This is a genomic window from Flavobacterium ardleyense, from assembly GCF_042686085.1.
In the GTDB taxonomy this organism is placed as follows: Bacteria; Bacteroidota; Bacteroidia; order Flavobacteriales; family Flavobacteriaceae; genus Flavobacterium; species Flavobacterium ardleyense.
In genome coordinates, this window is the sequence record NZ_JBHUOL010000012.1 from 148022 (window position 1) to 170913 (window position 22892).

18 protein-coding genes and 2 tRNA genes are annotated in these 22892 nt (G+C 34.2%); 13 read left to right on the top strand and 7 right to left on the bottom strand.

The features are described 5' to 3' along the window. Positions 1–23: 23 nt before the first annotated feature. The 7 genes from ACFSX9_RS06370 (at position 24) to dcm (ending at position 6385) form a co-directional block, all read left to right on the top strand. Entirely contained in the window at positions 24–935 is a 912-nt protein-coding gene (locus ACFSX9_RS06370; protein WP_379805807.1) for a metal ABC transporter solute-binding protein, Zn/Mn family, read from the top strand. Further along, positions 935–1669 (top strand): metal ABC transporter ATP-binding protein, encoded by a 735-nt coding sequence (locus tag ACFSX9_RS06375; protein ID WP_379805809.1) that lies wholly within the window; start codon positions 935–937, stop codon positions 1667–1669. Before ACFSX9_RS06370 ends, ACFSX9_RS06375 begins: the two co-directional genes overlap by 1 nt. 1 nt (position 1670) lies before the next feature. Continuing rightward, positions 1671–2795 (top strand): metal ABC transporter permease, encoded by a 1125-nt coding sequence (locus ACFSX9_RS06380; RefSeq protein ID WP_379805811.1) that lies wholly within the window; start codon positions 1671–1673, stop codon positions 2793–2795. Next, positions 2788–3948 (top strand): metal ABC transporter permease, encoded by a 1161-nt coding sequence (locus tag ACFSX9_RS06385; RefSeq protein ID WP_379805813.1) that lies wholly within the window; start codon positions 2788–2790, stop codon positions 3946–3948. The genes ACFSX9_RS06380 and ACFSX9_RS06385 overlap by 8 nt, the downstream gene beginning before the upstream one ends. A 320-nt stretch (positions 3949–4268) precedes the next feature. After that, complete coding sequence (locus ACFSX9_RS06390) at positions 4269–5030, top strand: endonuclease/exonuclease/phosphatase family protein (RefSeq protein WP_379805815.1); 762 nt, start codon at positions 4269–4271, stop codon at positions 5028–5030. Positions 5031–5041: 11 nt separating this feature from the next. Continuing rightward, positions 5042–5254: a hypothetical protein gene (locus ACFSX9_RS06395; protein ID WP_379805817.1), complete on the top strand. Its 213-nt coding sequence runs from the start codon at positions 5042–5044 to the stop codon at positions 5252–5254. Between the two features lie 144 nt (positions 5255–5398). Then, complete coding sequence (gene dcm, locus ACFSX9_RS06400) at positions 5399–6385, top strand: DNA cytosine methyltransferase (RefSeq protein ID WP_379805819.1); 987 nt, start codon at positions 5399–5401, stop codon at positions 6383–6385. 44 nt (positions 6386–6429) lie between these two features. Here dcm and ACFSX9_RS06405 read toward each other — a convergent pair whose 3' ends face one another. After that, entirely contained in the window at positions 6430–7143 is a 714-nt protein-coding gene (locus tag ACFSX9_RS06405) for a hypothetical protein (protein ID WP_379805821.1), read from the bottom strand. A gap of 203 nt (positions 7144–7346) precedes the next feature. Further along, positions 7347–7426 (bottom strand) — tRNA-Leu (locus ACFSX9_RS06410). Between the two features lie 165 nt (positions 7427–7591). On the opposite strand from ACFSX9_RS06410, the gene ACFSX9_RS06415 reads away from it, so the two are divergent. From ACFSX9_RS06415 to ACFSX9_RS06430, 4 genes are all read left to right on the top strand, one after another. Continuing rightward, positions 7592–8533 carry a ribose-phosphate pyrophosphokinase gene (locus ACFSX9_RS06415; RefSeq protein WP_379805823.1) on the top strand — a complete coding sequence of 314 codons (942 nt, stop codon included), beginning with the start codon at positions 7592–7594 and terminating at the stop codon, positions 8531–8533. 97 nt (positions 8534–8630) lie between these two features. After that, a complete protein-coding gene (locus tag ACFSX9_RS06420; protein WP_379805825.1) occupies positions 8631–9239 on the top strand; it encodes a 50S ribosomal protein L25/general stress protein Ctc in 609 nt (202 codons plus the stop codon). A gap of 144 nt (positions 9240–9383) precedes the next feature. Further along, entirely contained in the window at positions 9384–9950 is a 567-nt protein-coding gene (gene pth / locus ACFSX9_RS06425; RefSeq protein WP_379807045.1) for an aminoacyl-tRNA hydrolase, read from the top strand. A gap of 22 nt (positions 9951–9972) precedes the next feature. Continuing rightward, on the top strand, positions 9973–10500 hold the full coding sequence (locus ACFSX9_RS06430) for a hypothetical protein (protein ID WP_379805827.1): 528 nt from the start codon (positions 9973–9975) through the stop codon (positions 10498–10500). Positions 10501–10576: 76 nt separating this feature from the next. On the opposite strand, the gene ACFSX9_RS06435 is transcribed toward ACFSX9_RS06430, so the two are convergent. Continuing rightward, the gene (locus ACFSX9_RS06435; RefSeq protein ID WP_379805829.1) at positions 10577–13240 is read right to left on the bottom strand and encodes a reprolysin-like metallopeptidase; all 2664 of its coding nucleotides are present in this window, start codon (positions 13238–13240) and stop codon (positions 10577–10579) included. A 355-nt stretch (positions 13241–13595) separates the two neighbouring features. Here ACFSX9_RS06435 and ACFSX9_RS06440 point away from each other — a divergent pair, with 355 nt between their 5' ends. Beyond that, complete coding sequence (locus tag ACFSX9_RS06440) at positions 13596–14540, top strand: bifunctional riboflavin kinase/FAD synthetase (RefSeq protein WP_379805831.1); 945 nt, start codon at positions 13596–13598, stop codon at positions 14538–14540. Next, the gene (locus tag ACFSX9_RS06445; protein ID WP_379805833.1) at positions 14521–15819 is read left to right on the top strand and encodes an HTTM domain-containing protein; all 1299 of its coding nucleotides are present in this window, start codon (positions 14521–14523) and stop codon (positions 15817–15819) included. Before ACFSX9_RS06440 ends, ACFSX9_RS06445 begins: the two co-directional genes overlap by 20 nt. A 33-nt stretch (positions 15820–15852) precedes the next feature. Here the strand turns inward: ACFSX9_RS06445 and ACFSX9_RS06450 are convergent, their stop codons facing one another. The 4 genes from ACFSX9_RS06450 to ACFSX9_RS06465 form a co-directional block, all read right to left on the bottom strand. Further along, a complete protein-coding gene (locus ACFSX9_RS06450) occupies positions 15853–17241 on the bottom strand; it encodes a dipeptidase (protein WP_379805835.1) in 1389 nt (462 codons plus the stop codon). A gap of 417 nt (positions 17242–17658) precedes the next feature. Continuing rightward, on the bottom strand, positions 17659–18234 hold the full coding sequence (locus ACFSX9_RS06455) for a hypothetical protein (protein ID WP_379805837.1): 576 nt from the start codon (positions 18232–18234) through the stop codon (positions 17659–17661). Between the two features lie 152 nt (positions 18235–18386). After that, a tRNA-Leu gene (locus ACFSX9_RS06460) sits at positions 18387–18468 on the bottom strand. 180 nt (positions 18469–18648) lie between these two features. Beyond that, entirely contained in the window at positions 18649–22890 is a 4242-nt protein-coding gene (locus tag ACFSX9_RS06465) for a choice-of-anchor L domain-containing protein (protein WP_379805839.1), read from the bottom strand. Positions 22891–22892: the final 2 nt, after the last annotated feature.

Sequence of the window (22892 nt, forward strand, 5' to 3'; positions counted from 1 at the left end):
CTTCGCACTAAATGATTAGACTTATGAAACAATTGATCTTACTTGCGCTTCTTAGCGTTTCGTTATTAAGTTGCAAAGACACTAGACCAAAAGATGGTAAATTCCATATTATTACCACAACTTCTATGATTACAGATCTTGTCGAAAATATTGGCGGTGACAAAGTAGAAGTGCAAGGTTTGATGGGTGCTGGAGTTGATCCACATCTTTACAAAGCTAGCGAAGGCGATGTTTCAAAACTATCAAACGCCAACATGATTTTATACAGCGGTCTTCATTTAGAAGGGAAACTGGTTGAAGTTTTTGAAAAAATGAAACGTCAAAATATTAATACAGTTGCTATTTCTGATGCTTTGGACAAAAAAGATTTAATTGGTTCTACGCTTTTTGAATCGAATTATGATCCACATATTTGGTTTGATGTTAAGAATTGGGAATTAATCACTGTTTTTGTTGAAAAGCAACTTTCAGAGGCGCTTCCAGAACATAAAGAGTATTTTAAAGCAAATGCAGTTACTTATTTAGAGAAATTAAAAGTGCTGAAAGAAGAAATAGAAGCTGAAATCGCCACACTTCCTGAAGACAAACGCCGATTAGTTACCGCTCATGATGCTTTTAATTATTTTGGCAAAGCATATAAATTTGATGTCGTTGGTTTGCAAGGCTTATCAACCGCAACAGAAGCGGGCGTCCAAGATGTGCAGAAAACTGCCGCTTATATTATTGATCACAAAGTTAAAGCAGTATTCATAGAAAGTTCAGTTCCTAGAAGAACGGTAGAAGCTTTAAAAGCCGCTGTAAATTCAAAAAAACATGAAGTTGTTATTGGAGGCACTTTATTTTCCGATGCTTTGGGAAATCCAGGAACACCAGAAGGAACTTATATTGGAATGTTTAAATTTAATGTTCACACCATAGTTAGTGCGCTGAAATAATGGAAAAAATAGCAGTAAAAGTAGATGACTTAACGGTAGCTTACAACTACAAACCGGTTCTTTGGGATATCGACTTACAGATTCCTGAAGGTGTTTTGATGGCAATTGTAGGTCCAAATGGTGCCGGAAAATCAACCTTAATCAAAGCGATTTTAGGAATTTTGAAACCCATTGCTGGAAGTGTAACCATATTTGACAAACCTTATAATACCCAACGCAAAAAAGTTGCTTATGTTCCACAAAAAGGAAGTGTAGATTGGGATTTCCCAACAACGGCGCTTGATGTAGTGATGATGGGAACTTACGGAAGTTTAGGCTGGATCAAAAGACCAGGTGCCAACGAGAAAAAAAGAGCTTTGGAAGCACTTGAAAAAGTGGGAATGCTTTCTTTTAAAAGCAGACAAATCAGTCAACTTTCTGGTGGCCAACAGCAGCGTATCTTTTTAGCAAGAGCTTTAGTTCAAGATGCAGAAATTTACTTTATGGACGAACCTTTTCAAGGTGTTGATGCCACTACAGAAGTAGCAATTATCAATATTTTAAAAGAACTTCGAAAAGCAAAAAAAACAGTTGTTGTAGTACATCACGATTTGCAAACCGTTCCAGAATATTTTGATTGGGTAACCTTTTTGAACGTAAAGAAAATTGCAACAGGTCCAGTTAAAGATATCTTTAATGATGACAATTTGACGAAGACTTACGGCATCAATTACAAAGTTAGTATTCAGAAATAATATGGATATAATTGACTATATAAAACTTGCTTCAAGCGATTATACACTACGAACAATCACGTTAGGAACTGCCGTTTTAGGTGGCGTCACGGGAATGTTGGGTAGTTTTGCAGTGCTTCGAAAACAGAGTTTATTGGGTGATGCTATTTCTCACGCTGCTTTGCCTGGAATTGCATTGGCTTTTCTGATTACAGGTTCAAAAGACACCAATGTATTATTAGTTGGTGCTTTAATCAGTGGACTTCTCGGCACTTTATGGATTAGAGGTATTACAACAAAAACACATCTAAAATCGGACACTGCCTTAGGACTTATTTTATCGGTATTCTTCGGATTTGGAATGCTGTTGCTGACGTTTATTCAGAAGCAACCAAATGCGAATCAGGCTGGGTTAGACAAATACCTTTTTGGACAAGCGGCAACATTAGTAGAAAGTGATGTTTGGTTGATGAGTATCGTCACGGGTTTATGCTTGATCGTGCTTTTACTCTTTTGGAAAGAATTTAAAATTTTACTTTTTGATAAAGATTATGCACAAACTTTAGGCTTCAATACCAAATTTATAGATATATTAATCACGACTTTTATTGTACTTGCTATCGTTTTAGGTTTACAAACGGTTGGTGTAGTTTTGATGAGTGCAATGTTATTAGCTCCAGCTGCTGCAGCAAGACAATGGACAAATAGTTTAGGTTTAATGGTTTTTCTAGCAGCTATTTTAGGAGCTAGTGCCGGTGTTTTTGGAACTGCAATTAGCTCGACTCAAAATAACTTATCTACCGGACCTGTGATTGTTTTAGTGGCTTCGACTTTTGTATTACTATCGTTTATATTTTCGCCAAAAAGAGGATTGCTTTTTAGACAAATACGATTGATTCAAAACCGAAATGCTTTGGAACTTCAGAAAACTTTGACTTTTATGTATCATATTGTGGAAGATCATGAAGATGTTTCGCATCCGCACGCCATTAAAATTTTAAATAATTTTCAAGGATATAGTCGAAAAGGACTTCGCCATTTGGTAAATAAAAATTACGTGACGCTAAAGGGTGAAATGTGGAGTCTAACTCCTGAAGGCGTAAAAGCAGCCACAACAATGTACAATCAAAATCTAAAAGATGACTAACGCCCAATTTGAAATTCAGCTTATCGCGAGTTTAGTTGCTATTGCCTGCGCTATTCCCGGAACCTTTTTGGTCCTTCGAAAAATGGCAATGATTAGCGATGCGATTAGCCATTCTATTTTACCTGGAATCGTGGTTGGTTTTTTTATTACCCAAGATTTAAATTCGCCCTTACTAATTTTATTAGCCGCAATAACTGGAGTTTTGACTGTAGTAATGGTTGAGAAAATTCAGCAAACGAAATTGGTAAAAGAAGATACGGCGATTGGATTAGTTTTTCCTGCGCTTTTTAGCATTGGTGTCATTATGATTGCAAAATACGCAAATGATGTCCATCTCGATATTGATGCCGTACTTTTAGGTGAATTAGCCTTTACTCCTTTCGATCGTTTGTATTATAATGATATGGACTTAGGTCCGAAGTCACTTTGGGTAATTGGAATTATTTTGACTTTTACACTTGGACTTTTATTTGCATTTTACAAAGAATTAAAGATGAGCACTTTTGATGCTGGCCTTGCCACTTCCTTAGGTTTCTCGCCAGCAATATTGCATTATGGATTAATGAGCGTTGCTTCGGTTACTACAGTTGGTGCGTTTGATGCTGTTGGTGCAATTTTAGTCGTGGCTTTAATGATTGCTCCAGCAGCTACCGCTTATCTACTGACTACAAACTTGAAGAAAATGATTGCGTTAGCTTGTTTGTTTGGTGTATTTAGTGCTATTTCTGGTTATTGGGCTGCAAACTATTTAGACGCTTCGATTGCTGGTAGTATTGCAACAATGTTAGGTTTGGTTTTTTTAGTAGTGTATTTATTCGCGCCAAGCAAAGGATTATTCGCCGTTTTATATCGCGAAAAACAACAACGACTAGAAGTATCATTAATAACATTTATTCTACATCTTACCAATCATACTGAAGTGGAAGAGCGACATGTAAATCATTTGAATGAACACATCAATTGGCATAAAGTGCGAAGTAAAGCAGTGCTAAATTTGGCAGTAAAAAACAATTTGGTCACAATTAAAAATGATGTGGTTTCGCTGACCGAGAAAGGAAATGAATTCACAACTAGAGCAATTAACTACATTATCACCAATGAAGATGCACTTATTGAGGATATGAAAGATGATTTCTTTTTATTCAGAGGTTAGCGATTGTATAACTTTTTCAATTATTAAAAAAGTTATATTGAAAAATTGTATCTACGACTTTTAAAGATTTATGAAATTCATAATGTTTTAATATACGATAATCCATCCGAAACTAAAACTCCAGTTATTTTAAAATATTACTCCCAAAAAATATCAATAAAAAAGTTAATAAAAAATTTGGGTTAAACCCGATGGATTAGTTTTAACCAAAAGTCTTTCTTAGTTTTGATTCTCCAAAATATATTGCCTTGAAAATTCACCCCTTACTTCTTATTTTTTGGCTCTTTATTTCTACCCTTAGCTTCTCACAGGTCAAGATTATGTCTTGGAATATAGAAAACTTGGGTAAATCTAAATCTGATCAAACCATATCTTATATAGCTTCTATTCTAAAAGATTATGATGTTATAGCTTTGCAAGAAGTTGTTGCTGGATATGGAGGCTCGCAAGCTGTAGCGAAGTTGGCAGACGAACTGAACCGCAAAGGTTCCAAATGGGATTATGCGATAAGCGACCCAACAATTAGCAGTGCTTACAAAACAGAGCGCTACGCTTATTTGTGGAAAACGAGTAAAGTTAAAAGAGTTGGAAGGCCTTGGTTGGAAAAAAACTATGCTTTAGAAATTGACCGCGAGCCTTATTATTGTACTTTTGATTACAACGGACATGAATTTACAATGGTTAATTTTCACGCTATTACTAAAAAAATGCAACCCGAAACTGAAATTAAATATTTCAAATTTCTACCCGCACTTTATCCGACATTAAATTTGATTTTTGTGGGTGATTTTAATTGTCCACAATCGCATACCGTTTTTAATCCTTTGAAGAAAATGGGTTATAAAAGCGCTTTCGTAAATCAGAAAACATCCTTAAAGAAAGCTTGCAAGGAAGGTGAATGTTTGGCCTCTGAATTTGACAATATTTGGTATAATTCAAATAAAGTAAGTTTAAAAAACTCAAAAGCACTCCATTTTTATACTGCTTTTGAAACACTGCAGCAAGCTCGAAGAATTTCGGATCATATCCCAATAACAACTGAAATTTGGTTTGAAGACATGACAGTAATTAATTCTAATTAAAGAAAGCAGCTATGAAAAAACTAGTTGCATTATTAACGATTGTTCTATTAACATCTTTTAATTCGATTCAAAGTGATGTTTATATTTGTGTTTCTAAAGGTGCAAAAAAGTATCATTTATCAAAATCTTGCAGAGGCCTTAGTAATTGCAAGCACCAAATAAAGGCAGTAACTAAAAAAGAAGCGCAAAATTTAGGGCTTTCACTTTGTGCGTGGGAAGATTAATCTTAAAGAATAAATCAATATTATACTATTAAACCTACTATTTAAAAATTCAACTCGACTTTTAAAATCGAAATTGAACTTCATTTATTACATTTGCACCTGAAACACTTTTGAGGTGTTTAATGTTGCGAAAAAATCAAAAAAATGGTTAAAAAGGAAATCACAGTTGGTAGTTTATATGCGGGTGTGGGTGGTATTTGTTTAGGTTTCAAGAATTCAGGTTTTAAACTAGAATGGGCGAACGAAATAGACAAAAACGCTTGCATTACTTATAGAGCTAATTTTGAGCACAATTTACACGAGGCGGATATTTGGGCGTTAGACCCGAATGAATTGCCAAAAGTGGATGTGTTAACTGCTGGTTTTCCGTGCCAACCTTTTTCTGTGGCGGGATATCGAAAAGGCTTCACGGATGAACGCGGGAACCATTTCTTTCGAATTGTTGACTATATTAATGCATTGGGCAAACCGAAAGTAGTTTTTTTAGAAAATGTCAAGAATTTAAAAGGTCATGATAAAGGCAAAACCTTCCGAATAATTGAAGAAGCTATGAATGCAAATGGATACTCTTTTCAGGCTGCGGTTTTGAACACCAAAGATTTTGGAAATGTACCACAAAACAGGGAGCGAATCTATATGGTTTGTTTTAGAGATGAAGAAGACGGCACGAATTTATACAAAGACCATTTCAACTTTCCCGAACCAATAAAGCTAAAAAAAGAAATATCGGACATCTTGAGTAGTGATAAAATTGATGAGAAATTTTATTATCGCGAAGACAAATATATGTTTCCAAAATTACAAGAAGAAATGGTGAATAAAAACACTATTTATCAATGGAGAAGACAATATACGCGTGAAAATAAAAGTAATGTTTGTCCTACTTTAACAGCTAACATGGGAACTGGCGGTCATAATGTGCCTTTAGTATTAACCAATACCGGTATTAGAAAATTGATTCCTAAGGAATGCTTCTTATTTCAAGGATATCCAGAAAATTTCGTTTTACCTTCAACTGTTTCTAATGCGCAACTGTACAAACAAGCTGGGAATTCAGTGACTGTTCCCGTAATTGAACGAATAGCAGCAAGCATTATGAATGCAATCAATTTGGGCGAAAGTGAAGAGTAATATCATCTTAATATTTGGGATTAGCAAAATTTTAAAACTTCGTACTACTTCATTTTAAAAGCTTCAGGACGCAATAAATCACTGGAACAGGTATAATAATTATCAACGATCATTGGAATTCCAATGATCAAACCTTTTTTAATGAGCTGGTTCTGATGGATTAACTTTTTAAAACAATCGTTTGTAATATAACCTGTTACTTCTACACTTATATTTTCATAAGGTGCTAAATATTCGGCTGGATTATCTTTTTCAACTCCCTTCACTCGAATCATAAAAATATAATGGTGTTTTATGGGTTGGGACTTTTCCACAGCTTCAAGATATTCGCCATTTTCGTTGTATCTGTCTTTCTCTAACAGTAGTAAATTTCCAAAATGCTTCGTGCTTTTAATTGAAACATTGATTGCACCGTTCTTAAATGTGAAATCACAATCTTCCCATTTTCCTTTTCCCCAAACGCCAAAATCAGGAATAGCATCGGGTTTAAATCCTGCTTTTGCCATGTAATTATAAAATGCCAATTCTGCTATTTTACCTTGAAGCGTATTTTTGAATATCTCTTTTTCCTTTCGACAGTTTGTATTTGCTCCAAATGAATTTGGATTATGAAACCCTTCGCCATAAGCCATGATTCCAGCAAACTCAACACACTTCGCAATGCTTTCTGGCTTTAGCGAGATATTTGGATTAAAAACTATCTTTCCGTTACTAGGTACATTGCCTTTATTATTTTCGTCAACGGTTATTTTTATCATAAGCACTCAAATTACCATTCCTTCTGACCGTATTTTATAAAACAAAGAAATACAGTCAGTTGAAGTGGCTAAATTTAAATTATTGCTGTTTTAAAAACAAATTTATTATTTGTTTTTAAAAAAATGTTTGTGGAGATTTGAGAATTGTGAATAGTGGAGAAAGCAAAAGCCTTTTCAAGAAGTTCTTGAAAAGGCTGGTTAAGTACCCGGAGCGGGAATCGAACCCGCACACTTTCGTACACGAGTTTGAGTCGTGCGCGTCTACCAATTCCGCCATCCGGGCAATGGAAATGATGTTTGTATCATTAAGTGAGTGCAAATGTAAAAAATATTTTCGCAATTCATCAAAAAATAGTTAAAAATATCCTTTCAGAGTCCGATTTTATTTCTAAATTTGCACCTCGTTAAAACGACACAACACTAACTAACTACTAAACAATAAATTAACATGCTGTATCAAGAACCAGAAGCTAAAATTTTTGCCTGTTCTCAAAGTGTGTATCTAGCCGAACAAATTGCTGAAAAGTACAATGTTCCTCTAGGTAAGGTTACGTTCTCAATCTATAGTGATGGCGAGTTTCAGCCTTCTTTTGAAGAATCAATAAGAGGATTACGCGTATTTCTAGTTTGTTCTACATTTCCAAGTGCAGATAACTTAATGGAATTGTTATTAATGATAGACGCAGCTAAAAGAGCTTCTGCCAGACACATAACAGCAGTTATCCCTTACTTTGGTTGGGCAAGACAAGACAGAAAAGACAAGCCAAGAGTACCGATCGGAGCAAAACTAGTAGCAAAATTACTAGAAACTGCAGGAGCTACTCGAATCATGACTATGGATTTACATGCTGACCAAATTCAAGGTTTCTTTGAAAAACCAGTAGATCATTTATTCGCATCTACCATCTTTTTACCTTATGTGAGAAGTTTAAATTTAGAAAATTTAACGATCGCATCTCCAGATATGGGAGGTTCGAAAAGAGCTTATGCTTATTCTAAATTTTTAGAATCTGACGTAGTGGTTTGTTATAAACAACGCAAAAAAGCGAATGTTATTGACTCTATGGAACTTATAGGAGAAGTTAAAGGTAGAAATGTAATCTTAGTGGATGACATGATCGATACTGGTGGGACTTTAGCGAAAGCAGCCGATGTAATGATGGAAAAAGGAGCTTTGAGTGTTAGAGCAATTTGCACACATGCTATTTTATCTGGCGATGCGTATGAGAAAATTGAAAATTCTCAATTATTAGAGTTAATTGTTACTGATTCTATTCCGTTAAAGAAAGAATCAAAGAAAATAAAAGTTGTAAGTTGCGCACCATTATTTGCCGAAGTAATGCAAATGGTACAAAACAACAACTCAATAAGCGGTAAGTTCTTGATGTAAAAATCAACAATAACCATCAATAAAAGTTTTAAAATAAAATTTTGGGATTTTTATTGAAAATGAATAAGTATTTTTTATTAATTATATATATTTTACAATGAAATCAATTACGATTAAAGGATCAGAAAGAGAAAACGTAGGTAAAAAGGCAACTAAAGCCGTACGTGATGCTGGAATGGTTCCTTGCGTTATATACGGAGGAAATCAACCAGTTCACTTTATTGCAGACGAAAGAGCATTTAAAGGATTAGTTTACACTCCAAACGCACATACAGTTGTAGTTGAGTTAAATGGTGGATCTTATAATGTAATTATGCAAGACATTCAGTTTCACCCAGTGAATGACAGAATTCTTCACATTGACTTCTTCCAATTAAGTGACGACAAAGAAATCGTTATGGAAGTACCAGTTAAAGTTACAGGAACTTCTCCAGGTGTATTATTAGGAGGTGTTTTACGTTTAAACCAACGTCGTTTAAAAGTAAAAGCATTACCTAAAGATTTACCTGACTTTATTGAAGCTAATATCTCTAAATTAGAAATGGGTAACAAATTATACGTTACGCAATTAGAATCTAAAGATTACAAATTTATGCATGTTGACAATACTGTAGTTTGTCAAGTAAGAATCTCTCGTGCAGCGATGAAAGCAGCTCAAGAAGCAGCAAAAGCTGAAAAAGGTGGAGCAGCAAAAAAGAAAAAATAATTTTCTTTCAACCTATATTACAAAAGCACCAGTTTTTACTGGTGCTTTTTTTATGTTTAAAATTGCGGAACTTTATATTACTTTTACAAGATGAATTGGATTTTAAAAATTTTTAGCAAAAACAAACCAGAAGAACAAATTCCGATGAAGAAATTTTTAATTGTTGGGCTAGGAAATATCGGCTCAGAATATGTCAACACACGACATAATATTGGTTTTAAAATACTAGACTATATTGCAAATCAGGAAGGTATTTCTTTTCAAACATCTAAGTTAGGAGAAATTGCTCAACTTAAAATTAAGGGAAGAACACTTATTTTTCTGAAACCTAACACTTATATGAATTTAAGCGGGAAGGCAGTAAAATATTGGCTTGAAAAAGAGAACATCGAAAAGAATAACATGTTAGTGATCACCGATGATCTAAATTTGGCATTTGGCACGATTAGAATCAAGACGAAAGGTAGTGATGGTGGTCATAATGGTCTAAAAAACATTCAACTCTTACTCAACTCAACTGAATATCCACGTTTTAGATTTGGAATCAGTGATGCCTTTAAAAAAGGACAACAAGTTAATTACGTTTTAGGCGAATGGGACGAAGAAGAAAAGGAACACTTAAAAGGACGATTACTCCTAAGTTCTGAAATAGTCAAATCGTTTGCACTAGCAGGATTAAACGAAACAATGAACGTTTACAACGGAAAATAATAACATTTCAAACTGCAAGATAATGATTAAACAGGTAATTTTACTATTGAGTGCTTTAACTATAAGTTGCACTTGCATAAAGAAGAGTAGCATCGAATCAAATATTGAACAAAAGTCAGCTGCTGATTGTCCTACTGACGGTGATTGCACAACAGTTTTGTTCGAAAACAAAAGTTTATCTATAAAAACAGATGATATTGGTTCGATTTATTATACACTAAATGACAATCTAGAAACTTCTGTAATCAAATTCGAATACAATAAAAAAATTGACACTACTTTACAAGATAATAGCTACAGAGAAGAAGTTCTATTTGAAATACCTAATTCATTTAACATTACGACCGATTTACAAAATAATGAGCTCCAGTCCGTTAAAATGATTTATGGAAAACATTGTTTCTGCAGAGGACAAGCTGGTATTTACAAAGTAAATCAAGGAAAATTAAACATCATTAAAGACAAAAACCAAATTTATTTCGAAACCGATTTTGAAATTCCAAATATCGATCAAAAAATAAAAAAGATTAAAAGCACTGTCAATTACTAATGTTTAGTAAAGCTTTATAAAAATAAAAAAGGGCGGAAGTATTAAATACTTCCGCCCTTTTTACGTGTTAAAAAAATTACTGAACAACAATTTTCTTAACTTCTTTTCTAGAACCATCTTGGATAGTTACAATGTAAACACCCGCCTGAGCGTTGCTTAGCTGTAACGTTTCATTAAACAATCCCATATTATCATAAGATCTATTAAAAATAGCTCTACCGCTCATATCGTGAACATTAACTTTAATTTCATTTCCTGAGTTTGAATTAAACTGAATATTGAAATTTCCGTTATTTGGATTAGGATACAATGAAAAATCTTCTAAGCCATATGATTCTGAAGCCAGAACAATTGTCTGCGAACAAATTTCTATACTCCAGTTTCTTATGGAACCCGTACTACCACTTTTCGTATCACCAAATAACAATGTCCAAACTCCAGTACTATTTTTACCATTAAAACCACTTAACAAACCTGTAGGTCTCCAAGAGCCTGACACTGCTGTACAACCAGTAGCTGGAACAGCAAAATCAGCAGAATCATCAAAAATATATTCGAAGTCTTTAGGTGTGTTCTGGCAATTTTTATTCCAAAGGTATACCTGTGAATCATCTGGGTGATTCAGCGCAATCACAACATCTCTAGGATAAGAATGATTAAGTCCAACTGTAACGTTTACATCAGTAATTACAGATCCAGGCGCAGGTATTGTTATAGTCTTAACAGCAACCTGGCCCATCGCATTTGCACCTACTCCATCTGGAATAGCTACTACTGCATTATTAGTATAAGTATTACATGTTGTAGTGATAACATATCCAATAGAGAAATTAGAAGAGACAGCGTAGAAAATATTTCCAACAGCTTCCACTATGATTCTACATTTAACTGCAGGAACAGAAGGCATAGTTACAGCTTGAGAACCATCATTTGGCGTGTTAGCTAGTAAAGTTGTAAAGGTAGCGCCGTCATCAGTAGAAAGTAAAATATTAACATTTACAGTATTTATTCCATTCCCAGTTGTTCCAGCTACATCCCATGTAATAGTCTGTGTACTATTCATATCTAAAGAAGCACCAACCAATGGACTAGTTACTTTAAAAGGACCAACAGCTGCAGTTGTAACTGTCATATTACCACGGTTAGACATACCTCCGCCTAAGCGATTATCTCTAACAGTTAAAGCAAAGTTCATCGTTCTGGCAACATTAGGAATTACTTCCCAAGTTGGCGTTAAAGAGCCAGCTAAAACATCTTGAAATTGCGGGAAAAATCGAGTTGGAGATGAACTCGGCATGCGAGAACGAAAATTCGGACCTCCAACAGCAGAAGCTGAAGGTGGTTGCACACTTACTTCATTATTATATTGCTCCCAACAATAAGTCAATGCATCACCATTTGAATCTGTAGCGGAGCCTGTTAATTTAAAAGCTGTCCCGTTTGGGATTGTATAACTTAGTCCAGCATTAACTACCGGCGCAACATTTGAAGTAGCAAAAAGTGTTCTACAATTAGCACTATTAGTGACAAAATTTGTCATCTGCTGAATACTTCTTGCATGAAAGTAAGCATCTGAACCTGTTTGCACGTTAGGAGCGCATATTCCAGCGTAACCTAATATAGTGCTAGCGCTTCCAGGCTCAAAAGCAGAATCATCTGATCTATTACAAGGATTGTTTTGCGTATGAAGAGCTCCAAATTGATGCCCCATTTCATGCGCTACATAATCGATATCAAAAGGATCTCCCACAGGATTTAACTGCCCTGTAATACCTCTAGCTTTACCGCTACTACAAACTGATGAAACTTGAGCAACCCCTGAATCAGTTGTACAAAAGCCATGACCCATATCATAGTTATTGACTCCAATCTCAGCATTTACAATATCTTGAATTTCATTAAGCATAGCTGGTGAATTAGTAAACTGATCAGAATCAATAAAAATAACCTTATCATTATTACCGACCAAGTTCATTCTTACAGCCATTTCTCTCTCATAAACACCATTCAGCCTAGTTAAAGAAACAACCATAGCAGACAGAACCACTGCTTTTTTTACTGCTAAAGATGATGAAACTGGAGTTCCTGCAGCATTTAAGTGAAAGGCCGCGTACTCAACTGTACAAGCAATTGCTAATCTGTACTGTCTTAAATTACCATCATTGACTCTTTGTTCTAAAACTTCATTTTGTAATTGTGGTTCATCTTCATCTTCTACAAAACATCCAAAAGAACGGACTTTTTGAACGTCGCTTCTGTTATAGACAATATAATTATTTAAGTCTTTCGTATAAGTATCAATATAATACATACCGTCCTCACCAGACAATGACATAACGTGCAGTCCAAAATCTGTTATACTAAATCTTAATGTTATTGATGGATCTTCCATTCCCTGCGCAGCATAAGAACGAATTGAAGGAAACTTGTCCGATAACTCCTTTTCCATAACTGGCGCTTCAAAAACTTTAAAGTTAACCAAATCACCTTTTGAAGTAGGAAACTGAATAATTAAATCCGAAGATAACGTCGGATTCTCCATTGGAGCACGCATCAATAATCGTTTTAAATTATCGAGATCTAATTGATATAAATGATATTTTGAAGGAAAAACACCTCTTTCCATCTTATCAAGTTTATTTAATTTCTCTTCAGAAACCTTAGACCATAATTTATTTTGCCCAAAAGAAAAACTAGTAAGCAGAATAAATATTAATAAATAGTGTATTTTTTTTTTCATTTGTATAAAAGAAATGGTTAATAATTAGCAAATATATCAAAAAAAACCAAAAAAAATACAATTTTCATTATTTATCAAAAAAAGAGATTCTAAATATAACAGTAATATATAAAAGAAAATAATTTTCATACAAACCACTTGCCTTACAGCACCGCGTTGCTTTCTACTCAATTAAAAGGCAACAAATTTCAAAATTTATCAGAGCATAAAATACGTTAAAAAGCTCTTACCACTCTAACTATATTAGATATTAAGTGAGAAATCGAAATATTGAGGACTATTTATGGTTTATGGGAATAAAAAATTCATATTCCGACTTTAAGACTTTATCTTTGTGTTTAATTTTTTATTAAAATTGAAAACCTACAATTCCATTTTTAGCTATTCTTCCAAAAAGAAAACGATTTTCACCCTCGGAACTTTCGACGGTGTTCACATCGGGCATCAATCTATTTTGGGTAAATTAAAAAAGGCTACAGCCGATGGATTGTATGAATCTGTTGTGCTTACTTTTTTTCCACATCCTCGAATGGTCTTAAACCAAGATGTGAACATAAAACTGCTTAACACAATCGATGAAAAAGCAACATTATTAGATAATTTCGGCATTGACTCTTTAATTGTTCATCCATTTGACGAAACCTTCTCCAAACTAACTGCCGAAGATTTTGTTAAAAACGTATTAGTAAAGCAATTAAACATTCACAAAATAATTATTGGATACGATCATCGCTTTGGCATTAATAGAAGTGCTAATATTGATGATTTGATAAGCTTCGGGAAGAAATATAATTTTGAAGTAGAACAAATTTCAGCCAAAGAAATTGATGCTATTTCGGTGAGTTCCACAAAAATTAGAAAGGCACTTTTAGACGGAAATGTAAAAATTTCAAATGATTATTTAGGAATTCCGTACTCTTTCTCGGGCCAAGTGGTTGAAGGTAAAAAAAACGGAAGAATCATTGGCTATCGAACTGCAAATATTCAAATCAAAGAAAACTACAAATTAATCCCTAAAACTGGCGTTTACATTGTTTCGTGTGAAATTAAAAATAAGCTACTTTACGGAATGATGAACATCGGTAAAAACCCAACAATTGGAGACAACGAACAAACAATTGAGGTTCACTTTTTTAATTTTAATGAAGACATTTACGGTAAAAACCTGACGATTTCTGTATTAGAACATATACGATCTGAAAAGAAATTTGAATCATTAGCCGAACTACAAAGTCAGCTCGATAAAGACAAGCAATTTTCATTGGATTTTATAAGCCAGCATGAAACAACACTTCTTTAAAAGCATAGACAATGCACCGTTAATCGTTTTTCGAATATTCTTCGGGTTTTTGATTGCATGTGAAAGTTTTGGTGCAATCATAACCGGTTGGGTAAAAAATGTTTTGATTACACCAGAATTTACATTTTCCTTCATTGGCTTAGAATGGCTGCAACCTTTACCAGGTTATGGAATGTACTTTTATTTCGTACTCATGGGAATTTTAGGCTTGTTTATAATGCTTGGATATCGCTACAAATTTGCAATAATTAGCTATACTATTCTGTGGGCGGGCGTTTACTTTATGCAAAAATCATCATACAATAATCATTACTATTTACTACTGATTATTAGCTTCTTTATGGTTTTTTTACCAGCAAATCGCTATGCCTCTCTAGATGTAAAACAAAATAGATTTAAAGAAGAACGTGCAATGCCTTATTGGGTAAGTTTGTTATTTATTGTCCAAGTTACGATCGTTTACACGTATGCTGCTTTAGCAAAATTTTATCCCGATTGGCTCGATGGCTCTTTTACGAAATTATTACTAGAAGGAACAACATCTAACAAACATTTACTTCAGGTTTTTACCCATAAATATTTCTATATTTTCATTGCTTACACCGGAATTCTTTTCGACTTATTAATAGTGCCACTGTTATTATTTAAGAAAACGAGAACCATTGCGCTTTTAGCGTCCTTAACTTTTCATCTATTTAATGCGATTTTTTTACAAATCGGAATTTTTCCTTTTTTCGCGTTAACGTTCAGTTTGTTCTTTTATCCTCCGGGAAAAATCCGACAGCTATTTTTTAAAAAGAAACCCGAAATTGATTCAATTCAAGAATATAATTACTTCGGAAAGAAAACATTTTTATATTTTTTTATTCCCTTTTTATTCATTCAACTGCTGTTACCATTGAGACATCATTTGATTGAAGGCGATGTGCTTTGGACCGAAGAAGGCCATCGCTTAAGTTGGCGTATGATGTTGCGACAAAGAGATGGATTTATTTCAATTAAAATAAAAAACAACGCCACGCAAGAAACTACTTCATACGACTACAATAAAAATCTTTCCTCAAAACAAGCCAGATCTTTAGCAACTAAACCCGATTTTATTTGGCAGTATTGCCAGCACATTAAAGAAGAATATAAAGGGCAAGATGTTAGTATTTATATCGATTGCAAAAACAACATCAACAATGGGGAATACAAAACATTAATTAACCCAGAGCAAGACTTTGTGATTGCCAAATGGGATTATTTTTGGCATAACGATTGGATTTTACTAGAATAAAAAAAGCCACTCTCTCGAATGGCTTACTTTGTATTATTTGTTCATTTCTACAAAATACTTGTAAAACAATGGAATCGTCTCGATACCTTTTAGGTAATTGAAAATACCAAAATGTTCGTTTGGCGAGTGAATTGCATCACTATCTAATCCAAATCCCATTAAAATAGTTTTACTTTTCAATTCTTTCTCAAACAACGCTACAATTGGAATACTACCGCCTGAACGAACAGGAATCGCTGGAACTCCAAATGTTTCTGTATAAGCTTTGTTAGCCGCTCTGTAGCCAACGCTGTCAATTGGTGTCACATAACCTTGACCACCATGATGCGGTGTAACTTTTACTTTTACCGATTTTGGTGCAATGCTTTCAAAATGAGTTTTAAATAATTGTGTGATTTCTTCCCAATCTTGATTTGGTACTAAACGCATAGAAATCTTAGCGAAAGCTTTACTTGCGATAACCGTTTTTGCCCCTTCACCCGTATAACCACCCCAAATTCCATTTACATCCAAAGTAGGACGGATTGAGTTTCTTTCATTCGTTACATAACCTGCTTCACCTTCAACCTCATCAATATCTAATGCCTTTTTATAATTATCTAATGAAAACGGTGCTTTTGCCATTTCAGCTCTTTCAACAGTCGAAAGTTCTTCTACTTTATCGTAAAAACCGGGAACGGTAATGTGATTATTCTCATCGTGAAGCGAAGCAATCATCTTCGTCAACACATTAATTGGATTAGCAACTGCTCCTCCATATAAACCTGAGTGTAAATCTCTATTTGGACCAGTAACTTCAACCTCAACGTAACTTAAACCACGAAGACCAGTTGTAATTGACGGTTGTGTGTTAGAAATCATTCCAGTATCAGAAATTAATATAACGTCGTTCGCTAATTTTTCTTGGTTGCGTTCTACAAACCAGCTTAAACTTTTCGAACCTACTTCCTCTTCTCCTTCAATCATGAATTTCACGTTACAAGGCAAGCAATCATTTTGAATCATATATTCGAATGCTTTCACATGCATATACATTTGTCCTTTATCATCACAAGCACCACGAGCAAAAATAGCTCCTTCAGGATGAATTTCTGTCTTTTTGATTACGGGTTCAAAAGGTGGCGAAGTCCATAATTCTACTGGATCTGCTGGTTGCACATCATAATGTCCGTACACTAAAACAGTCGGAAGATTTTTGTCAATCATCTTTTCACCATAAACTATCGGGTAGCCTGGAGTTTCACATAATTCAACAAAATCACAACCTGCTTTTTCAAGACTTTCTTTAACCGCTTCAGCAGTTAAAATAACATCATGCGCATAAGCACTGTCTGCACTTACTGACGGAATCTTTAATAATTCGATTAATTCTGATATAAAACGGTCTTTATTTTCCTGTACGTATTGCTTAATATTTTCCATAATGTGTATTGAGTAAATTCAAAATTACGAAAAATGTTTAGATTTAATCCTATAAAAAAGGTTAATCAGAAGTTAATTGGATTTTAAATTACAACTTTAGCATCTAAATAACAGCTTTTATAATCGTTGTTTTATAAAAATGCTGTGAGATTTATACTATGATAATTAAGCTTTTCGCGATTAAATCAGTGGTAACCGAAAATAAAACAACGATTATCGTCTTGGCGCTACAAGAGGTTTGGGATTAGGAATGCGTAATCTTTCGGATTTGCCAAATTATCCAAGTACAAAACCATCTTTAAATTCAGCCTAATGCCCAAATCTCGTGTAACGGCTATTTACGTTAAATACCATTTTGTTTTTTGCATACAATTTTCAAGTTTCTGTTTTTAGAATCCAATTTGTTAGCACAAATTTTTATTTAAAGAACTTCTTATTAATTCGTTTTCCCCAACCATCATTTTCTGAAAACTTTGTAAAATTAAATTTATTCAAATCTGGTAATACATTGAGTTCTTTTTTACAAAACTTGTACACTTCCATAGTTGATTTTAATGTGTTTTCACTATACTTTCCTGTTGCTCCATATAAGTCAGTTGTGCCAATGTCAATCACTAAGTTTATTAAAAAAATTAGTTTATCGTCAACTTTCAAATAAAAATCTTTTAGGCTATTAAATTCAGATTCACTTAGAGATTTATAATCTTCGGCAATATTTTCCGGGTGAGTATCCAAAATACATTCAGGTGTTAAATCTGAAATTTTGGTTTCCCATTCAGGAAGATTATGGCTTGATGTGAATTCCCATAAAGTATTTATTAATCTTTCAGTCCAAATGTTTTTTATATTATTCTCAATCAAATATGTTTCTAAACATTTAACACCAAAAGCCATTCTCCCATTAATTGAAATTTTTTTAAAATGTGTTTCTATATTATTTCCAAACAGATTCATAAAATATTTTTTTACTTTCAGTTTTCTATTTTTTTTCAACCTAAAACATTTAAAATATTGTATTTACGTCTGGTTTTCTCATAGCTGTCACATAACTAGAGGATAGCAATGAAAAGAGGGACGTATTAGGGGAATACGAAAAATAAAAAACCTCTAACTGACTGGCAATTAGAGGTTTTTATATTATTCTGTGCGGGTAAAAGGACTCGAACCTTCACGCCTTGCGGCACCAGATCCTAAGTCTGGCATGTCTACCAATTTCACCATACCCGCGGTAATTGGAGTGCAAATATATGTATTCGTAATAAAACAATCAAACAAATAACTATTTTTTATTTTTATTTTTTTCGAAGGCTCTTTTTAAGCAAATTAACAAGCTACAAATGAGGCTTAGTTATTACTAAATTATGTTCTTTTTCAACTCCATAACCAACCAAAACTTATTAGTTCAAATTATCTTTTTAGTGAAAAATGCGCTTTAAAAAGTTGTCTGCTCTGAGAATTCTGCGATAAATACTCAACTGTAAACCAATAATCAGTTGAAAGTAACTTCTGACCATTATGAGTTCCGTCCCAACCAGCACCGGACGGAGAGAGTTGTTTAATAAACTTACCATATCGATCAAAAATTGATATTACAGCTTCCGATTGTTGATCCAAATCCCAAACATTCCAATAGTCATTTATCCCATCACCATTTGGCGTGAAATATTTTGGATAATTAATGATGTAAATTGGTCCCAATCGTTCAGGCGAACAATCACCTAAAATATCATAAATATTTACAAAATATTCTCCTGTAGCTAAATTTGAAAATACGTCACTAGACTGTAAACTACTCAAATTACCATCTGGATAAACCAATTGATACTGATAATCTCCAAACCCACCAGCGATATTTACAGTAATTTGCGGATTGTTCTCAAAGGCATCACTTACCGTAAAATCCGCGATCGCAGGACCTGCTTTTAAAACAGCAACTGTTGTGTTGTTATAGTTACAATTCGCTCCTACATCAGGCGTTAATTTAATAAATTCAACATCGTAAATCCCTGCCTGATCCGCCGTATAAGACGAACCTGAACCCATAAGCGTTCCATTCAAATACCAATTGACCGTAAAAAGAGTGGGATCTAATCCAGTTTGTATTGTCGCCGTTCGATAGACAGTTCCTGTTACTGCATCGACACATATAATGCCATCTTGCAAAGTAATATCTAACAAAGGATAAACTGTAAAAATAAAAGAAATCTCGTCCGCACAAAATAAATTATCACCAGCTTTAGCATTCAGATAATAAGTATAGGTTCCTGGCGTTGAAACAGTAAGATCTGAGATTAAATCAGAAACATTTCCACCAGGCTGCGTGTAATAATTAATAGCATAAGGAGTTATTGGTAGTGCTGGTAAAATATAATTTCCACATGATTCTGTACCAAACACTAAATTTAAACTTGCTAGATTCGGCAATGCTAAAACTTCAACTTCAAAACTATCTTCTTGCTTACATATAATTCGATCGCCATTTACAGCACGAACATAAATTGTAGTACTTGTATTTGGTGTATTAAAAACAATTCCATTAGGTACTGGATTAATTCCTCCCGCATCATAAAAATAACCAATAGTGTAATTTAAAGGCGTAGGCGCGCTATGCGTTAAGGTTGGCAATTGATAATTCTCAGTTTCACAAACCGCTATACTTTGGTAATCTGGTAAATTTATTCCGTTATACTTTATTGTGAAGGGCTTATTAATTTCACAACCTGTTACATTATCAATATTATATAAATAAAAAGTTTTAGTGTCATTAAACACATCCGATGAAGAAACCACAACTCCGGTACCAGCAGGCCCACCAATTTCCGTATATACGATTCCATTAATTGGCGTTGCAATAGAATAAGGAGAGCATTCAAATCGGTCTAAAACACCATCTGTTGGCGGAAATGGATTTATAGAAATCGTAAAACTAGATTCGTTATCGCAGTTATTACTATCTGGTCCACTATAAATATAATATGTTCCTGGTGCTACGTTGGAATTAGACAAATCAATTCTATTACCAGCATTTAGTTGCTGTTGGCCAATAACTGAAGGTCCGCCTGATAACTTGTAATAAGTTCCATTCGTTAAAGCTGGTAAGATAAATTCGCCACAATAAGAACCAGTAGGAAGCTCATCAACTTGTGGTCTTGGATTAATTGTTATAATATAATTTAAATTATCTGTACAATTAGGCAAAATAGTTGTGTTTGTATAATAATATACGGTTTGCGAAGTCGTAATATTTAAATCCGTAATTTGAGTCCCAGCACCCATCGGTTCCGTGAAGTATCCTCCAAATGCAACCGCAGGTAAATTGAAATTCCCACAGCCGAAAACCGACACAAACTGTGTTGTATTGACCAAGTTAATTTGAAAACTGTTTTCTAACGAACAGTTTCCGGCGGACCCAACACTATTGATATGTGGTGCTTCATTATAAACATAGTACGTTCCTGGGAAATTAGGTCCATCAACGCTCACGACATCTCCAGCGAATAATGGTGTACCTGATCCATTTGCACCAGAAAAATAATTACCATTTAAAAGCGCAGGTAAAACATAACTATCACAAGTAACTACAGTTGCAGGACTATCAACTAAAGGCAGCGGATGAATGTGTATTAAAAAAGCATCATCTCTACATAAAATCCCATCCACTTCGGCATAATAATAAATTGTAGTTGTTATCGTACTTGCTGTAGTATTAGGAAACTGAGTACCCGTTTGTAACAATGATCCCGATCCGGAAGGACCTCCGGGAGCGGTATAAAATGCACCAATATCATAAGGAGGTCTCGGCACTGTAAATAACCCACAATGATCAAGTACGGCAACATATTCATCAATAAAATAAAGATTGAAAGATGTCTCATTCGTACAACCATTCACATCTGGACCAACATAAACAAAGTAAGTTCCTCCCATATCTATAATATCTCCAGCAAAATATGGAATTCCAGTTCCATTCGGCCCACCGAAATAATTCCCATTGACTAAAACAGGCAAGGTGTACTCATGACATTCTATTTGATTTGGGATCGTGTCAACTAAAGGCATCGGATTAATAACGAAAGTAACAGAAGTAACATCAAAACAGTTTGCATTGGCATTATCCTGCATTCTAATTCCAACAACAACAGAAGAAATTCCATTCGGAATAGCAATTGAAGAAATTGCCCCAGAATTCAAAGTTGCTTCTTCAATCGAGCTATAAAAAGTTACCGTATAAGCAGTAGGAGCTTGCCCATTTAATACTTCGGTAATTAATTGATTTAGAAATGTATAATTTGTCGTCCCCGCAGTTTCACACAAATTAATAGCCACAGGCTGACTAGCGGTTACAACATCGGAAACAATTAAATTAAAAGAATAAACAGCATCGCAAAAATTATCTGAAATTGTATTGAATAATTTTAAATAAATAGTTTGACCTCCAGCGCTAGAATAACTTGTTATATTTTCGTTTGGAATCGGATTATTGGCTGCAATATCTGTTGCTCCTTCATAATAAAAGACGCTATAAATCGCATTATCTACTCCTAGTGCAATTTCATTATTTCTAGATAAATCAAAATTATAGAAAGCATCACCAGTATCACAAGTTAATAAATCCTGCGGTGCATTTACAAACAAATCAGTAAAAATGACTGTATCAGTTATTACACAAGATCCTTTAGTTGCTTCTACTTTGTAGGTTCCTGAATTCAAAACAACATAAGATGCATTCGTTGCACCGGGAATGGCAATACCATTCTCAAACCAAGTAAATGCAAATGAATTATCTAAATTCGAATTCAATTCAAATTCATCTCCAGTACAAATAATTTGGTCAGGCCCTAAGTCTAGTGCAGTTGTAAAACTTCCGGCAGCCAAGAACACAGCAGAATCATATCCAGAATCATTATAATCCCCGATAACTAATCGAATTTTATAAGGCGTATTAGGAATTACTACAGAAGCAGCATTCATAACTACTGTATGACCACGCATATTTAAAGTAGAACTAGCAGGATTATCCACGTTATACACATCAAAAAATCTTGCATAAGAACTAGTACAATTTTCATCAGGAAAATTATAAAGTGAGTTTCTAATGTCTTTAACAGTTACCGGAATATTTGTCCCTGGAATCACCGCTAAGTTAGTCTCAATACCACTATTTAAATCAGTCAGGACAAAAGCGAAAACATCACTGAAACCACATTGATATTCACCATACTCATTGGAAGCAAACAAAAAATCAAAACTAAATGTGTTCGATAAGGGAATAAAGTCAAATTCCAAGAAAGCAACATCAGTTATAGCGCCTGTTTGACCACTTGCTATACTTAAATTTTGCAAATACGAATCACTATTCGTATTGATTTGCGTACTTAAATTAACGCCATTATAAACTCCTTGCGTATTTATTGCTCTCCCGTTTCTAATAATCACACCTTCATTTATAGGAAATGCCGATGCGTTTTTATTAAAATAAGCGACCGATTCGGACGAGGACATTGAGATATTTGAAACTTCAACACAAGAATTACCAAGCAATAAATCAACAAGTTGTGCTGCAGAATTACTTGTATCATCAACTGTAATAGTTTGAGAAAACAAACTTAATGTTGATAAGAACAGGAATATGTAGGTTATTTTTTTCATGA

Bases quoted from the DNA above. Each gene is read 5' to 3' on its own strand.
- ACFSX9_RS06370 (WP_379805807.1), top strand. From the start codon at position 24: ATGAAACAATTGATCTTACTTGCGCTTCTTAGCGTTTCGTTATTAAGT.
- ACFSX9_RS06375 (WP_379805809.1), top strand. From the start codon at position 935: ATGGAAAAAATAGCAGTAAAAGTAGATGACTTAACGGTAGCTTACAAC.
- ACFSX9_RS06380 (WP_379805811.1), top strand. From the start codon at position 1,671: ATGGATATAATTGACTATATAAAACTTGCTTCAAGCGATTATACACTA.
- ACFSX9_RS06385 (WP_379805813.1), top strand. From the start codon at position 2,788: ATGACTAACGCCCAATTTGAAATTCAGCTTATCGCGAGTTTAGTTGCT.
- ACFSX9_RS06390 (WP_379805815.1), top strand. From the start codon at position 4,269: ATGTCTTGGAATATAGAAAACTTGGGTAAATCTAAATCTGATCAAACC.
- ACFSX9_RS06395 (WP_379805817.1), top strand. From the start codon at position 5,042: ATGAAAAAACTAGTTGCATTATTAACGATTGTTCTATTAACATCTTTT.
- dcm (WP_379805819.1), top strand. From the start codon at position 5,399: ATGGTTAAAAAGGAAATCACAGTTGGTAGTTTATATGCGGGTGTGGGT.
- ACFSX9_RS06405 (WP_379805821.1), bottom strand. From the start codon at position 7,143: ATGATAAAAATAACCGTTGACGAAAATAATAAAGGCAATGTACCTAGT.
- ACFSX9_RS06415 (WP_379805823.1), top strand. From the start codon at position 7,592: ATGCTGTATCAAGAACCAGAAGCTAAAATTTTTGCCTGTTCTCAAAGT.
- ACFSX9_RS06420 (WP_379805825.1), top strand. From the start codon at position 8,631: ATGAAATCAATTACGATTAAAGGATCAGAAAGAGAAAACGTAGGTAAA.
- pth (WP_379807045.1), top strand. From the start codon at position 9,384: ATGAAGAAATTTTTAATTGTTGGGCTAGGAAATATCGGCTCAGAATAT.
- ACFSX9_RS06430 (WP_379805827.1), top strand. From the start codon at position 9,973: ATGATTAAACAGGTAATTTTACTATTGAGTGCTTTAACTATAAGTTGC.
- ACFSX9_RS06435 (WP_379805829.1), bottom strand. From the start codon at position 13,240: ATGAAAAAAAAAATACACTATTTATTAATATTTATTCTGCTTACTAGT.
- ACFSX9_RS06445 (WP_379805833.1), top strand. From the start codon at position 14,521: ATGAAACAACACTTCTTTAAAAGCATAGACAATGCACCGTTAATCGTT.
- ACFSX9_RS06450 (WP_379805835.1), bottom strand. From the start codon at position 17,241: ATGGAAAATATTAAGCAATACGTACAGGAAAATAAAGACCGTTTTATA.
- ACFSX9_RS06465 (WP_379805839.1), bottom strand. From the start codon at position 22,890: ATGAAAAAAATAACCTACATATTCCTGTTCTTATCAACATTAAGTTTG.